Source organism: Clostridium sp., assembly GCF_021443865.1.
Classification (GTDB): Bacteria; Bacillota; Clostridia; order Clostridiales; family Clostridiaceae; genus Clostridium.
The window spans coordinates 20,284-34,919 of record NZ_JABUTB010000030.1; the positions used below are offsets into that span (position 1 = coordinate 20,284).

Annotated in this window: 17 protein-coding genes; 1 reads left to right on the forward strand and 16 read right to left on the reverse strand. The window is 27.6% G+C overall.

The features are described 5' to 3' along the window. Positions 1-7 precede the first annotated feature (7 nt). The 9 genes from hydF to HUJ77_RS06500 all read right to left on the reverse strand — a co-directional run bounded on the left by hydF (position 8) and on the right by HUJ77_RS06500 (position 8,385). Entirely contained in the window at positions 8-1,216 is a 1,209-nt protein-coding gene (hydF, locus tag HUJ77_RS06460) for a [FeFe] hydrogenase H-cluster maturation GTPase HydF (RefSeq protein ID WP_291707757.1), read from the reverse strand. Between the two features lie 12 nt (positions 1,217-1,228). Next, complete coding sequence (gene hydG / locus HUJ77_RS06465; RefSeq protein ID WP_291707758.1) at positions 1,229-2,608, reverse strand: [FeFe] hydrogenase H-cluster radical SAM maturase HydG; 1,380 nt, start codon at positions 2,606-2,608, stop codon at positions 1,229-1,231. 23 nt (positions 2,609-2,631) lie between these two features. Continuing rightward, entirely contained in the window at positions 2,632-3,741 is a 1,110-nt protein-coding gene (gene hydE / locus HUJ77_RS06470; protein WP_291707759.1) for a [FeFe] hydrogenase H-cluster radical SAM maturase HydE, read from the reverse strand. 96 nt (positions 3,742-3,837) lie between these two features. Continuing rightward, complete coding sequence (locus HUJ77_RS06475; protein ID WP_291707760.1) at positions 3,838-4,101, reverse strand: TM1266 family iron-only hydrogenase system putative regulator; 264 nt, start codon at positions 4,099-4,101, stop codon at positions 3,838-3,840. A gap of 447 nt (positions 4,102-4,548) precedes the next feature. Continuing rightward, positions 4,549-4,938 carry an NUDIX domain-containing protein gene (locus HUJ77_RS06480; protein ID WP_291707761.1) on the reverse strand — a complete coding sequence of 130 codons (390 nt, stop codon included), beginning with the start codon at positions 4,936-4,938 and terminating at the stop codon, positions 4,549-4,551. Between the two features lie 112 nt (positions 4,939-5,050). After that, complete coding sequence (locus HUJ77_RS06485; protein ID WP_291707762.1) at positions 5,051-5,788, reverse strand: YdcF family protein; 738 nt, start codon at positions 5,786-5,788, stop codon at positions 5,051-5,053. A 177-nt stretch (positions 5,789-5,965) separates the two neighbouring features. Further along, positions 5,966-6,103 (reverse strand): clostri-philic family protein, encoded by a 138-nt coding sequence (locus HUJ77_RS06490; protein ID WP_291707763.1) that lies wholly within the window; start codon positions 6,101-6,103, stop codon positions 5,966-5,968. 61 nt (positions 6,104-6,164) lie between these two features. Continuing rightward, positions 6,165-6,581, reverse strand: a complete 417-nt coding sequence (locus HUJ77_RS06495; protein ID WP_291707764.1) for a DUF3785 family protein — start codon at positions 6,579-6,581, stop codon at positions 6,165-6,167. Between the two features lie 46 nt (positions 6,582-6,627). After that, positions 6,628-8,385, reverse strand: coding sequence for a helicase-related protein (locus HUJ77_RS06500; RefSeq protein ID WP_291707765.1), 1,758 nt, complete (start codon positions 8,383-8,385; stop codon positions 6,628-6,630). Between the two features lie 246 nt (positions 8,386-8,631). Between HUJ77_RS06500 and HUJ77_RS06505 the strand changes: the two genes are divergently transcribed. Further along, on the forward strand, positions 8,632-9,168 hold the full coding sequence (locus tag HUJ77_RS06505) for a hypothetical protein (RefSeq protein ID WP_291707766.1): 537 nt from the start codon (positions 8,632-8,634) through the stop codon (positions 9,166-9,168). A 70-nt stretch (positions 9,169-9,238) separates the two neighbouring features. Here the strand turns inward: HUJ77_RS06505 and HUJ77_RS06510 are convergent, their stop codons facing one another. From HUJ77_RS06510 to HUJ77_RS06540, 7 genes are all read right to left on the reverse strand, one after another. Continuing rightward, positions 9,239-10,153 (reverse strand): patatin-like phospholipase family protein, encoded by a 915-nt coding sequence (locus tag HUJ77_RS06510; protein ID WP_291707767.1) that lies wholly within the window; start codon positions 10,151-10,153, stop codon positions 9,239-9,241. A 171-nt stretch (positions 10,154-10,324) separates the two neighbouring features. After that, positions 10,325-10,681 carry a 50S ribosomal protein L20 gene (rplT, locus tag HUJ77_RS06515; RefSeq protein WP_291707768.1) on the reverse strand — a complete coding sequence of 119 codons (357 nt, stop codon included), beginning with the start codon at positions 10,679-10,681 and terminating at the stop codon, positions 10,325-10,327. A gap of 26 nt (positions 10,682-10,707) precedes the next feature. Next, positions 10,708-10,905: a 50S ribosomal protein L35 gene (rpmI, locus tag HUJ77_RS06520; protein ID WP_005211352.1), complete on the reverse strand. Its 198-nt coding sequence runs from the start codon at positions 10,903-10,905 to the stop codon at positions 10,708-10,710. Positions 10,906-10,925: 20 nt separating this feature from the next. Then, positions 10,926-11,438: a translation initiation factor IF-3 gene (gene infC / locus HUJ77_RS06525; protein ID WP_291707818.1), complete on the reverse strand. Its 513-nt coding sequence runs from the start codon at positions 11,436-11,438 to the stop codon at positions 10,926-10,928. A 283-nt stretch (positions 11,439-11,721) separates the two neighbouring features. Next, complete coding sequence (locus HUJ77_RS06530; protein WP_291707769.1) at positions 11,722-12,033, reverse strand: rhodanese-like domain-containing protein; 312 nt, start codon at positions 12,031-12,033, stop codon at positions 11,722-11,724. Positions 12,034-12,211: 178 nt separating this feature from the next. After that, on the reverse strand, positions 12,212-13,513 hold the full coding sequence (locus HUJ77_RS06535; RefSeq protein ID WP_291707770.1) for a homoserine dehydrogenase: 1,302 nt from the start codon (positions 13,511-13,513) through the stop codon (positions 12,212-12,214). A gap of 184 nt (positions 13,514-13,697) precedes the next feature. Beyond that, positions 13,698-14,636 (reverse strand): ABC transporter permease, encoded by a 939-nt coding sequence (locus tag HUJ77_RS06540; protein ID WP_291707771.1) that lies wholly within the window; start codon positions 14,634-14,636, stop codon positions 13,698-13,700.

A 14,636-nucleotide genomic window follows, 5' to 3' on the forward strand; every position in this document is an offset into this window, starting at 1 on the left:
TTAGCTTTTACATTATATCATCTATTGTTATATTGAACAAAGATAAACTTCTTTCTAATATTCCATTTAAATATGCTAAAACTATTCCATAATTAGTTATAGGCACATTCTTTTCCTTACATTCATTAACTCTATTAATCACAGTTTTTCTATTAATCATGCATGCTCCACAATGGATAATTAAATCATATTTATCTATATCCTCTGGGAAATCATGAAAAATACTATATTCATAGTTTAATTCTTCGCCAACAAATTTATTTATCAACTTAGGTATTTTTACTCTTCCAATATCTTCATGAGATACATTATGAGTACAACTTTCAGCTATAAGTATTTTTGAATTTTTATTTAAGCTTTTAATTTTAAAAGCTCCCCTTATAAATTCTTCAAAATCTCCCTTTTGTCTTGCAAATAGCATAGAAAAACTAGTTAACTTTATATCACTTGGAACTATTTTATCTATTTCCTTAAAAGCTTGTGAATCAGTTATTACTAAATCAACATCCTTTATATCCTTTAAGGCAGATTCTAATTCAGTATCCCTAACTACATAACTCTTGATTCCATGATCTAAGCAATCTCTTATACATTGAACCTGGGGCAATATTATTCTTCCCTTTGGAGCTTCAGAATCTATTGGAACTACCATTATTACCTTACTATCATAAGGAAGTAAATCTCCTACTATTGGCAGTTCATCCTCTTCTTCCTTTAAGATATTAATAAGTTTTTCCTTTAATTCTTCTATGCCTTCTCCTGTTACTGAAGATATAAATAAGTAATCTTTATTACTTTCTTTTAATAAATCTAACTCTTCTTTTTTTAATTTATCTATTTGATTAATAGCCACTATATAAGGTATATTATATTTTTTAAAAGTTCTTTTTATTTTATTAAACTCTTCTAAATCTATATCCATAGCATCAAAAATATAAATTGCAATATCAGTTCTTTTTAATATGTCTAAGGTTCTCTTAGTCCTTATTTCTCCAAGACTGCTATCATCTTTAAAACCTGCAGTATCTATAAATAGTACTGGTCCTACTGGTATTAATTCCATTGCCTTTTGAACTGGATCTGTTGTAGTACCTGACTTTTCTGATACTAAAGATACTTCATGACCTAAAAGCTTATTAATTAGTGATGACTTACCTGCATTTGTTTTTCCATAAATAGCAATGTGTTTTCTATTGGCATTTGGTGTTGAATTCATAGCATAAACCTCCTATAAATATAGATCCCTTTCTCCAGCTCTTAACCTTCCTAAGTTCTTTTCTAATAATTCTTTAATATCTTGTCTCTTTATTTTTTCCTTTTCTCTATTTATTACTGCTTCTGCTTTTTCTAATATTTCCTTATCACCATAATCTATAGCAAATTCTAAAAGAGTTGTTATAGCATTTGGTTCACAAACATTTTGAATTTCTCCACTCTTTGCAAGCTTCATAAATCTTTCCCCAGTTCTGCCTCTTCTATAACAAGCTGTACAATAACTTGGAATATATCCATCATCTAATACTGATTTTATTACTTCTAAAGGTGTTCTATCATCAGATGTTTTAAATTGAATACTATCATAATTGCCTTCTTCTCTTTCCTTATAGCCACCAACTCCAGTGCTTGACCCAGCACTAATTTGAGATACACCATATTTTAATAATTCTCTTCTCATTTCTTCTGTTTCTCTAGTGGACATTATTATACCTGTAAATGGAACTGCAATTCTAATAATAGCAACTAATTTTTTAAACATTTCATCATCTACTAAATTAGGGAACTCTTGTAATGTTACTCCTGCTGCAGGCTTTAATCTTGGCATTGATATAGTATGGAATCCAACTCCATATTTTTCTTCTAAATGTCTATTATGCATCATAAGTCCTAAAACTTCGAATTTAGGATCTGCTAGTCCAAATAATACTCCTGCACCAACATCATCTATTCCTGCTTCCATGGCTCTATCAAAGGAAGTTAAGTGATAGTTATAATCTCCCTTTAAAGACTTTGGATGCATTTTATCATAAGTTGGATTATGATATGTCTCTTGGAATAATATATATGTTCCTATTTTAGCTTCTTTAAGCTTTCTATAATTTTCTACAGTTGTAGCAGCAATATTAACATTAACTCTTCTTATTTCACCATTATCATTTTGAGTTGAATAAATAGTTTCTAGACATTCTAACACATAATCTATTGGTGCATTTACTGGATCTTCTCCAAGTTCTAGAGCTAATCTTTTATGTCCCATTTTTTCTAATATCTTAACTTCCTCTGCTACCTCTTCCATAGTTAATTTTCTTCTTGAAAAATCATTAGTTCTTTTATATCCACAATAAACGCAATTATTTACACAATAATCACTAACATATAAAGGAGCAAAAATTACTATTCTTTTCCCATATATAGAATCTTTAATTTCTCCTGCAAGCTTAAATATTTCTTCCATGTCTTCTTTATCTTCAGCTTGTAATAATATTGCTATATCTTCATAAGATAATCCATCTCTTTTCTTTGCCTTTTCTAAAACTGACTTAATATCTTCCCTAGTAGCTCCTTTAGCTTCTTCCAAAATTCTTTCAATATAATCATGATTGATAAACATTTAATACACCCCTATACTATACCTTATATTAATCTTATATTTTCAAGTTGAATATTACCATTATTAACTTTGTAATAGCCCTTATCTTTTGCCCAAGCTACGTTGTCCCCTCTTGTAATTTCAACTCTAAATCCAGCTTTATTTATTCTTCCTTCTATGCATTTTCTACATTCTGCTGCTTCATCACCTGTACATATCTTCCCATCATATAAAGAATACTTTTCTCTAACACTAGTAGGAGAAAGATTTGGCATTACTACATTTCCTCCTGCTTTAATCCCTTTTTCTCTTCCTATTGGATCTATACTTCCAAGGGCAGTAGTTGAAGGTAATAAAACATTTGGTAGTAATAGTCTTACTATTGCTAATATTGTTGTAGTCATCTCAACAGTTCCACCCTTTTTATCCTTTAGTGGAGTATCCTTATGAGGTATAAATGGCCCTATTCCACACATATGGGGCTCAAATTCCTTTACAAATAATAAATCATTAACCAAATCATTAGTACTTTGATTAGGTAGTCCCACCATAAAACCTGCTCCAACTTGATAACCAATTTCCTTTAAATCTCTTAAGCATTTTCTTCTTTCTTCAAAACTTGCTCCAGGATGAAGAGACTCATACAACTCTTTTGTAGCTGTTTCATGCCTTAAAAGATATCTATCTGCTCCTGCATCAAACATCTTTTTATAAGATTCATAGCTTCTCTCCCCTATTGATAAAGTAATTGCATTATTAGGATATTTACTTTTTATAGCCTTAATTATTTCTATCATTCTTTCATCAGTAAAGTAATCATCTTCTCCACCTTGAAGTACGTAGGTTTTATATCCTAATCTATCACCAATCTCAACACATTCTAAAATATCCTCTAGTGACAGTCTATATCTATCAGCACTTTTATTTTCTCTTCTTATTCCGCAGTAAACACAATTTTTCTTACATATATTAGTAAACTCTATAAGTCCTCTCATATAAACTGTATTTCCATAGGTTCTCATTCTAGTTTCATGTGCCTTTTCAACTAAGTAATCCTTATCGGTTTCTGTTAAATTATCTAATAAAAATATAAGTTCTTCCCTACTAGCATTATTATTTTCATATAATTTATCAATTATATTCTTTATATTCATAGTATCCCTCCTAGAGTACTGTTAATGAAGCTAGAATTAGCCAGCTTCAAACGAAAATGTATAATTAACTAAATAAATTAAGTAATTTCAAGTTACTTATTTGTTATTGGATATCATTGTTTCCTTCTTACCTATAGCAGTTTTTACTGTTACTCCTTCTATATTTCCAAGCCTTCCTGTTAAACTATTAATCTCATTTAAGCTTCCAACTACAACTATGGATATAACAGAAGTTTCATCATCTAAAGGAATCCCCATTCTTCCCTTTATGCTTCCTCTAAAAGTTGATACCACCTCATTAAAATCAGAATTACATTTACTAGGTTTCTCAAGTATTGCACTAATAACAGCAATTTTCATATTTCTCCCCCAAAACTCTCTATAATTTATAATATTTTCTATTTTAAAACAAAAAAAATCCTGTCTCCTAAAAGAAAACAGGATTTATATTAATAATAAAAGTTACTAAAGAAATTAAACTTAAATAGTTTAATTAATATCCTTTATTATTAATACATAGTATCTATTTTCTTTCAAATCAGATTTCTCTTTTTTGTCAGATAAACATTATAATTTTTTTAATAAATATACAAATGAGTGTAAATAAAATTCACAAAACAAATGAGTATTTATTAGTATCTAATTCCATCATAAGTATAATTTTTCCTTATGTCAATAGTTAATTTTTTATCAATCCTACAAATATGATAAATTCCCACAACCAAATAAAATTAATTAGAGGCTGCTTTATACAACCTCTAATTAATTCAATAACCATAATATTTAATTCTTACTGAAATATATTATTTATTCTTTATTTACATAAAATAAAATTTTTTCTTTTTCATATTCTGCTAAGTCATAATTTTCTAATTCTTTTATGCTAACCCATTTACCTTCAACTATATCATTTCCATATACTACTTTTTCTTTTAGTTGACCAAGATAAACAGCACAATTTTCATTATTTTCATCATTAATCTTAGTTTCACCTAGTTTTTCTAAATTAAAAATTATTGACTTTAAATCATCTTTAATAGCTCTTGCTACGCACTTTTCTTCTGTTTCTTTTCCTCTTACTTTCTTTCCTACTATATACCATAGCTTTGGCTCATTTCTTTTTGTTTTTCTCCTAACAATAAATATATTATTGAAATCATCTTTAATAATTACAGAGCACTCTGCAATCTTTGCCATTATGTTTCCCTCCTAAAGTTGATATAATATTAGTTTTATTATTATAATACCTGCAGTATCAATATCTATATTCTACAAAAAACTAAAATCACCTTTAATTAATTACATATTTTTATCTTAGGAGTAAATATTTCATAATAGCAAAAAACTCTCTTGAATACATAACTGGCATTAAAATAGGTAAAGTTCTATTTGTTAAAAAACTTCTTTCTTCATATCCTAACTTCGAAGCAATTAAATTACTTCTTAATGCATGAAAATCAGAAGTAATTATCTTTACTCTTACCTCTTCTATCTTTTTATTAGAGTCCTTTTCTATTAGTTCCTTTGAAAAAATTAAATTTTCTTTTGTTGTTCTAGATTTATCTTCCATAATTATTTCTTCTTGTATTCCATTTTTAATTAAGTATCTTCTCATAGCTTCTGCTTCAGATATATCTTCTCCATTACCTTTTCCGCCTGAAACTATTATTTTTAAATCCTTATTTTCATTATTAATATATTCTATAGCTTTATCAAGTCTTTGAGATAAGGTTATACTTGGCGTTTCTCCTTTTACACCTGCACCTAAAATAACTACATACTTTGAATAACTAGTATTGCTTTTAGGGAATATAATAATAGCAATTTGTACAATAGTGAATGCTAATAATCCAATTGATACTAGAAACTTAAATACATTCAGTAGATTTTTATTTTTAATTTTTGCTTTTATAAAGTGGTATATTATTAATATTATACCTGCAAATAAAAAAGCTTCACTAAAGGTTATTCTACCAAATGTAAAATTAATTACTATTACATATAAGATCATTATAAATCCAATTAACAAATCCATATTCTTTTTCAAAGCTTCACCTCTCTATTTTTATATTAATTAATATATCATAATTTTATTTTCTTATTATCCATTTTATATCTTTTTAATTTTTTCTTAACAATTTTTAGTAATTATACTTAATTAAAACCCTTTAAAATAAATAAAGAGACTGTCGTAACAGTCTCTAGCTTATAACTCAAAATATATTTATTCTATTGGATTTCCTTCAAAATCTGTATATTCTGGTTTATTCTTATCATTGCCTACATTATTTTGGTTCTTATGTAGCCTTTGTCTTCTTTGTCCTTTTTGTTTAGGAGTTTCTGTTTTAGTATTCTTTGGCATAACAACACATCCTTTCAAATGTATTTTATACCCTAAATAATTTTTAATACATTAATATTAATTATAGTTCAAATTCTTCTATTTCTATAGAGTAAGTACCACAGTGTTTACAAACTATAACAGTTACTATATAACTTTTATCAACTATTCTTTCTCTATTAAGTCTAGTAAAAGATTTTCCTTCATAATCATCATCTATACTACTAGTTACAAAATTATTATTTTTACCATAAACATAAAAATAAAATTCTAAGAAGTCAAAGGCCTTTTTCTTTTCTTCCTTTTCTTCTTTGCAATTACTACAACATGTTTCGTAGTAAGCTTTTTGGAAATCTACCTTATCACTATTTGATAATAATTCTAATACTTTTACTTCATCTATACCATTAAGCTCTTCATTTTCATCATTAGCAAAGTATTCTAAATTATCTTCTCCTAAAGTATATTCTTTCCCATCAAAATTAAATTTGTATTCCATATTATCTTCCTTTCAGAGGTTTAATAACTATATTATACCATATTAATTATAATCTAATTAATATATCATTTATATCTTCACTTACCTTAATTCTTTCCTCATATATCCATTTAAAATCAAATTCTAGTTTAAATAATTTACAGAAAGAATAGTACATATTAATTCTTTGATAATATACTTCAAGTTCATCTAAATTCCCCTTAAAGCATTGTGGTTTACTTATTACCTTATTCTTCAAAACAAATAATTCCTCTACATAGCCTAAGAAGGTCTCCATAAGTTCATCTTTAGAAATATCAAAAGGTATCTTTAATAAATCCCATTGAGTTTCCTCTTTTAATTTATATTTCTTTATTCTATCTAAAATTATTAAATACTCATTTATATCCATTTTTCTATAATAATCTATAGCCTCTTCCCTAGTAGACCATAAAGCTAATTTTTCATTTAAAGGTAAACTCTTAATGTTTAATATTGCTTCTGATGGTCCTAAAACAGCTTTTCTTATTATAGTATCTTCTTCTTCTAATTTTTCTTTAATAAACTTTTGATTATCACGAACTGTTGCTACATAGCCTATTTCATAAATTCCTTTTCTTCCAGCTCTACCAGCTACTTGCTTCACTTCCTGTGATGTTAAACTTCTTATTTCTTCTCCATCAAACTTTTGAGTATCTAAGAAAATTATACGTTTTATAGGTAAATTTACTCCCATTCCTATAGCATCGGTAGTTACTAGTATTTTATTATCTTTATTAATAAACATATCATATTGTTTTCTTCTTACTTCAGGTGGCAGGTCTCCATATATAATACTAGTCCTTATTCCTTTTTCTGAATATTGTTGTGCTATTTGTAATACTTTTTTCTTAGAAAATACAACTATAGCATCTCCCTCTTCTGCATTATCATAAGAAAAATTCTTATCTTCTACCTCTAAAGGAATGCTTCTCTTATACTCTTTAAATTCATATTCATCCCTGCAATCCTCTAATATTTCTTCTACTATTTTTTTAGCATTTAATGCACCACATATATGAATTTCTTTACATCTAAGTCCAAGCAAGGCTCTAGTCCAAGCAGCTCCTCTTTGTGAGTCACTTATCATTTGTATTTCATCAATAATTGCTATATCATATTCTTTCTTTAAATCTACTTTTTCAATAGTACAAGAAGTATGAGTAGCACCTTCTTTTAATATTTCCTCTTCTCCAGTTAAAAGATTACATATTATATTACTATTGTTTAGCTTTTCATAATTTTCTAAAGCTAATATTCTTAAAGGAGATAAATATACACCATTCTTAGCTTCTTTAAGCCTTTCCATAGCTGTATATGTTTTTCCTGTGTTAGTTTCTCCAAGATGAATAAATACTTTTCTTTCTATATTTCTTGCTAATTTATATTCATCCTTAGGATTTTCAGGGAAGTTTTCTTCAAATTCCTTAGATATTATTTTAGGTATATGTTGTTTAGTTAATACTGTCATAAATCCTGAATTAATAAAACTATTATAATTACCTCTTATAACTTGATAAAAATCAAAATCAGAATCATGCTTTTTATTATAGTCATCTAATAATCTTTTAGAAATATATTCTAATAATTCTTCGTACCTTTCTCTAACATCTTTATAATCCTTAAAGCCCTGATTTTCCATATCAATAAGCTGTCTTATTTTCTTTCTAAGAGAAGATTCCTGCTCTATTAATGAACCTACTTTTGAATTATGTGCTATTTCTTCAATATGATTAATTTGAGATTTCAGTTTTTTAAAGTCTCTTTGCATTGCATTTTTATTCAAATCCTCACCTCTTATTTATCATTACTATAATTGTCCTTAATAAATTATAACATTTTTTATTTATTTATATCTATTTTTAGTTAAAAGCATTGATTTTATTATCTTAAACTACTAATTAACTTTTTATTAACATATTTATGTAATAATTTTAAATAATTTCAAACTTTCTTAAGGATATATTAAGAATTATATTATATAATTCTTATATATTTATCTTTAACTATATATCGGGGGATGATTTAAAGCATGAGTAAGAAAAATATTTATTTAGTATTTTCCAACACTGGAACAGTACTATCAAGATGTATTAATTATTATACAAAAGATAAATATGTACATGTTTCCTTAAGTTTTGATAATACTTTCGAAAAAATGTATTCATTTGGAAGGATATTTCCTAGTAATCCGTTTATAGGTGGATTAGTAGAAGAAAACTTAAGAGATGGGGTATATAAGAAGTTTCAAAATAGCCAATGTGTTATATATAAAATAGAAGTTACTAATAAACAATACATTTTATTAAGAAATGAGCTTGAGCTATTTTTACAAGATCAAGATAAATATAGATATAGCCTTCTTGGCTTAATAGGTGTAGTTATTAATAGACCAATTAAAAGAAATAATAGATATTTTTGTTCAGAATTTATTTCACACCTATTAATTAAAAGCGAAATTTATGATTCTGATAAAATTCCTAGCTTAATTAAACCTAGTGATTTGCTTAGTATTGACGATAAAGAATTTGTATATGAAGGTTTAACTCATAAGTATAGAACAATTTAAAATGAGCTGTTGTGAGACAGCTCATTTTAATTAAAGAATTAAAGAATTAATTAATTAATTAATTAATTCTTTAATTTTCTTTATTCTCATTTTTACTTAATAAAGTCCTTAAATATTTATATGTGTTAAATAGTCTTGGAAACTTTTCTTCTTCTTCTAAGATAATCTTATATTCAGCAATTTTTAAAATAGGTTCTATGTTTCTCATAGTATCCTCATAGCCTTCTTTTATCCTATTTTTCTTAGCTTCTTCATCTAAATTTAAAGTCCCATTAATAATACTTTCATTTAAATTTCTAGGATAAATCTCTACAATAAAAGCATTAGGATATAATGATCTATCTATTCTTGCTTCTTTTGAAAGTAATACTACTATAATTATGTCACAGCCTTCTTCATATACAGGTTGAATTGGTGTATTATCAGCAATTCCTCCATCTATATATTTACCTCCCATAATTTTAGTAGCTTCATATATCAATGGTAATGATGCTGATGCAAGTATCATTTCTTTTCCTAATTCTTCATCATAATCATTTACTCTAAAATATTTAACATTAAAATCCGGTAGCTCTGTACAAGCAGCATAGCATATCTTATTATTTTCCTTAACAGCTTCTATATCTAAATATTTATCTATTATTTCTTTAGCTCCATCTTTAGATACTGCACCTTCATATATTTTTTGACTTAAGTATTTTTTAGCAAAATTTATATTTTTTGCTCCAATGAATAAACCTATTCCTTTTTTAAACAACTCAAATTTACTTATTGGAATAATTTTATCCATTGTTACCTCTTCCCATAATGCTTCTGCTTTTTCTATGCTGTTTTGCGCAAATAAAATTGCATTAAATGCACCTATTGATGTTCCAGAAAACACCTCAATATATTTATCTATCTTTAGCTCCTTTAAGGCCTTCCAAACACCAAGTTCATAAGCGCCTTTTCCTCCCCCTCCAGATAAAACCAAGCCTATCCTCATATAACTCCCCTCTTTTTATACCACTGTCAATTATCATTTATTATATTATAATTATACATCTTTTGTTCTAGTTGTCTTTGTAAACTTTGTATTAATTTTACTTTAATAAAATTTTGTAAAAGCAAATAAGCCTACAGTGTAGACTTTTCTACCTGTAGGCTTATTTACATGCTACTTTAAAGAATTTTTAGCTAATTCTACTAAGTCAGCAAATGCTTTTGGATCATTTATAGCAATTTCAGATAACATTTTTCTGTTCATGTCAATTCCAGCTAATTTGATTCCATTGATAAATTTTGAATATGAAAGTCCGTTCATTCTTGTAGCTGCATTGATTCTAGCTATCCAAAGTCTTCTAAAATCTCTCTTCTTTAATCTTCTTCCAACATAAGCATTTCTTAAAGCTCTGATTACTGATTCATTAGCAGTTTTAAATAATCTGCTCTTTCCACCGTAGTAACCTTTTGCAAGCTTTAATACTTTTTTATGATTCTTACGAGCGTTTGTTGCTCTCTTAACTCTAGCCATGTTTAATCCTCCTAAAAACCTCTATATTATAGGTATGGTAATAATTTCTTCATTGCTTTTTCTTGAGTAGTTGAAACATAAGCTGCTTTTCTTAAGTTTCTCTTTCTCTTTGCACTTTTCTTTGTTAATATATGACTCTTAAAAGCCTTAGCTCTTTTTAATTTTCCAGTTCCAGTTTTCTTGAATCTCTTTGCTGCACCTCTGTGGGTTTTCATTTTTGGCATTATACTAATCTCCTCTCAAGTTATGCTTTTTTAGGGCCTAAAACCATTGTCATATTTCTGCCTTCATGTTTTGCTGGTTTTTCAACTACACAAACATCTTCTAACTTCGAAACAAAATTTTCTAAAATTTTCTGTCCTATATGTCCTAATTGTGCTTCTCTTCCTTTAAATCTAACAGTGATTTTAACTTTATCCCCGTCTAATAAAAACTTTCTAGCATTTTTTGCTTTAATTGCAATATCATTTTCTTCAATAGTTAAGCTACATCTAATTTCTTTAAGTGTAGTAACCTTTTGCTTTTTCTTTGCTTCTTTTTCTTTCTTTGATTGCTCATATATATATTTTCCTAAATCCATCACTTTACATACTGGTGGATTAGCATTTGGAGAAATCATTACTAAATCTAATTCCTTCTCTTCTGCAATCTTTTGAGCGTCCTTTGTAGGAACAACTCCTAATTGTGCACCATCTGCATCAATTAATCTAACCTCTTTAACTCTTATAGCTTCATTACAAGTAAAATCCTTACTTATATCAAGTCACCTCCAAAAATATTATCTAAAAACACACAAAAAATAGAGGACATATTATGCCGCCCTCTAGTACGTATAAAAACCTAGTTATATAACTAGTAATTATTACAAAACTATTACCCCACTAAGCTATGCCGTAAGGTGAGAAACGGCTGTTTCTACTTAACACTATGTTATTTTAACATGTTTTTTTAGACCTGTCAAACATTTTACATCTTTATTTTAACCTATAGTTTGTATTTTATGCAAGTTATTATGTAAAACTACTATGTAAAACTATTATCTATTCAATTTCTCCATTAAAATCTAGTATCCCACCTCTTAAATTATATAGATTATTAAAGCCTTCTGTTTCAAGAAAATTACAAGCAATACTACTTCTTACTCCTATTTTACAATACACTAAAATAGGCTTATCTTTAAAGTCCTGAAGTTCATCTAATTCCCATTCAATTTCTTCTACTGGTATATTTATTGAATTCACGATTCTAGATTCTTTAAACTCACTATGTCTTCTAACATCTAAAATTACTAAATCCTCTATATTTTTAATAAGCTTCTCAGCTTGACTACTATTTATTGATTTAATACTCATTTTATTTCTCTCCTATTGTTTTTTACTATTATAGTACTTTATTATAATATACTCAACAATAATTGTTAATAATTAAAAATGAATCTCTATTTCATTTATAATGCTTAATTACAAAAAAGCTGTATTAATATGAAATACTAACATAGTAGTATAATATTAATACAGCTAACTTTATTATTTAATTAAAGTCTTCAATCCTAATTAAACTATTTAGTTTATATACAGCTTCTAACTTACAAACACTATTTATAGCATTTCTAAGATTTCCTTCCTTACAATCATGTGTAACCAAAACAAGTGTTACCCTATTTTCATTTACTGAATCAGCACCCTTTTGTATTACAGATCTTAAACTTACATTTTCATTTCCAAAAACAGAAGTAATTTCACCTAACACTCCTGTTCTATCTTCCACAGATAATCTAATATAATATTTACTATTTATTTCATCTATATCTTTAATTTCTTTTTCCCATAAATTATTTTTAACTACTGGATTTATATTATCTATATCAATATTACTTCTTAATATATCTACTAAATCAGAAACTACAGCACTTCCAGTTGGTAAATCACCTGCACCTCTACCATAGAACATTAAATCACCAACAGCATTTCCACGAATTAATACTGCATTAAAAGAATCATTAACATTAGCTAATGGATGATTTTCTGGTATCATAGTTGGATGAACTCTAAGTTCTAGTGCTCCTTCATTGTCTTTAACTATAGCTAATAATTTTATTACTTTCTTAAATTCCTTTGCATATTCTATATCTATAGCTTCAATATTAGTAATACCTTCCCTATAAACATCTTCCACTTTAATTTTAGTTCCAAAGGCTAAAGAAGATAATATTGCTAATTTATATTGTGAATCATAACCTTCTATATCTGATGTAGGATCTGCTTCAGCATATCCCTTTTCTTGAGCCTCTTTTAACGCTCTATTAAAATCTAAATTATCATAATCCATTTTAGTTAAAATATAATTTGTAGTACCATTAACTATTCCATATAATCTTTCTACTTTATTAGCTGTTAAGCTTTCATTTATGCCTTTAATTATAGGAATACCTCCAGCTACACTTGCTTCATAATTAAACATTACACCTTCTTTATCAGCTTTTTCAAAAAGTTCATCTCCACCTGTGGCAAGTAACATTTTATTTGCAGTAATTATGTGTTTTTTTCTATTCATAGCTAATAACATATATTCTCTTGCTGGTTCAATACCACCCATAACTTCTGCTACAATCTTAATTGAATCATCTTCAATAATATCATTAATATTGGTAGTTAAAAGATTTTTAGGAACTTCAAAGCCTCTGTTCTTATTTATATCTTTAACTAATATTTTCGCTACCTCTACTTCATAGCCTGACCTTTTCATAATTTCTTCTTTGTTTGAATTTAAAATCATCCAAACACCACGTCCAACATTGCCTAGCCCCATTAAAGCAATTCTGACTTTTTTCATTTTGTTTCCCCCTTAAATTTTTTATTTTTACTTATTGCTAATATATTTATTATACTAACTTAGTCTATAATTTACCATTATTATTCTAACTTAAAATAAAAAAAGAGATAGACATAATATTATATCTATCTCTTAATTACTATCTCTTACCTTTTACTTATTAGTTTTTACTTCTTACCTATTCCTATCTCTTTCCAGCATCAAATGGTTCACCAGAAGCCTTTGGAGCTTGTGATGATTTTGAGAATATTACTAAAGCAATTAAAGTTACTATATATGGGAATATCTTCAATATAACTCCTGGTATTTGTGCTAGTGATGGTATTACTTGTGACACATTTGCAATAGTTGAAGCAAATCCAAAGAAGAAAGTTGCTCCTAGTATTCCAAGTGGTTTCCATTGTCCAAATATTAATGCTGCTAATGCAAGGAATCCAAGCCCTGCAACATTACCATTAAATTCTCCTGAATATGTTAAAAGAATTATAGCTCCACCTAAAGCTGACATTCCTCCAGAAATCATAACACCTATATATCTCATCTTAAATACGCTTACTCCAGCTGCTTGTGCTGCTTGAGGATGCTCTCCACAAGCTCTTAATCTTAAACCAAAACTAGTTTTATATAGTAAGAATGCACTAACTAATAATATTATTAATACTAACCATGTAGTGGCATATGTCTTGGTAAAGAAAAGAGGTCCAATTACAGGTATCTCTGAAAGCACTGGAATATCTCTTGGAATAAATCCATTAGATACTCTTATATTACCACTTCCTGTAATATTTCTTGCTAAATATATTGTTAATGCTCCTGCCATCATATTTATAGCAGTACCACTTATAACTTGATCTGCATTTAAATTAATACTTGCAAAGGCATGAAGTAATGAGAATAATACTCCTACTATTACAGCCACTAATAAACCAATCCATAAAGCTCCTGGCACTCCACTTGCTTGTAACTTAGATACTGTAAGTGCTCCAGCAAAAGAGCCGATTATCATAAGTCCATCTAAACCTATATTAACAACTCCACTTCTTTCACAGTAAAGTGCTCCTAAAGCTGTTATTAATAATGGTATAGTATAAGAAATTGCATATGGAAAAACTTGTTCAATTAT

Coding starts and splice junctions, on each gene's coding strand:
- hydF (WP_291707757.1), bottom strand. CDS start 1,216: ATGAATTCAACACCAAATGCCAATAGAAAACACATTGCTATTTATGGA.
- hydG (WP_291707758.1), bottom strand. CDS start 2,608: ATGTTTATCAATCATGATTATATTGAAAGAATTTTGGAAGAAGCTAAA.
- hydE (WP_291707759.1), bottom strand. CDS start 3,741: ATGAATATAAAGAATATAATTGATAAATTATATGAAAATAATAATGCT.
- HUJ77_RS06475 (WP_291707760.1), bottom strand. CDS start 4,101: ATGAAAATTGCTGTTATTAGTGCAATACTTGAGAAACCTAGTAAATGT.
- HUJ77_RS06480 (WP_291707761.1), bottom strand. CDS start 4,938: ATGGCAAAGATTGCAGAGTGCTCTGTAATTATTAAAGATGATTTCAAT.
- HUJ77_RS06490 (WP_291707763.1), bottom strand. CDS start 6,103: ATGCCAAAGAATACTAAAACAGAAACTCCTAAACAAAAAGGACAAAGA.
- HUJ77_RS06495 (WP_291707764.1), bottom strand. CDS start 6,581: ATGGAATACAAATTTAATTTTGATGGGAAAGAATATACTTTAGGAGAA.
- HUJ77_RS06505 (WP_291707766.1), top strand. CDS start 8,632: ATGAGTAAGAAAAATATTTATTTAGTATTTTCCAACACTGGAACAGTA.
- HUJ77_RS06510 (WP_291707767.1), bottom strand. CDS start 10,153: ATGAGGATAGGCTTGGTTTTATCTGGAGGGGGAGGAAAAGGCGCTTAT.
- rplT (WP_291707768.1), bottom strand. CDS start 10,681: ATGGCTAGAGTTAAGAGAGCAACAAACGCTCGTAAGAATCATAAAAAA.
- rpmI (WP_005211352.1), bottom strand. CDS start 10,905: ATGCCAAAAATGAAAACCCACAGAGGTGCAGCAAAGAGATTCAAGAAA.
- HUJ77_RS06530 (WP_291707769.1), bottom strand. CDS start 12,033: ATGAGTATTAAATCAATAAATAGTAGTCAAGCTGAGAAGCTTATTAAA.
- HUJ77_RS06535 (WP_291707770.1), bottom strand. CDS start 13,513: ATGAAAAAAGTCAGAATTGCTTTAATGGGGCTAGGCAATGTTGGACGT.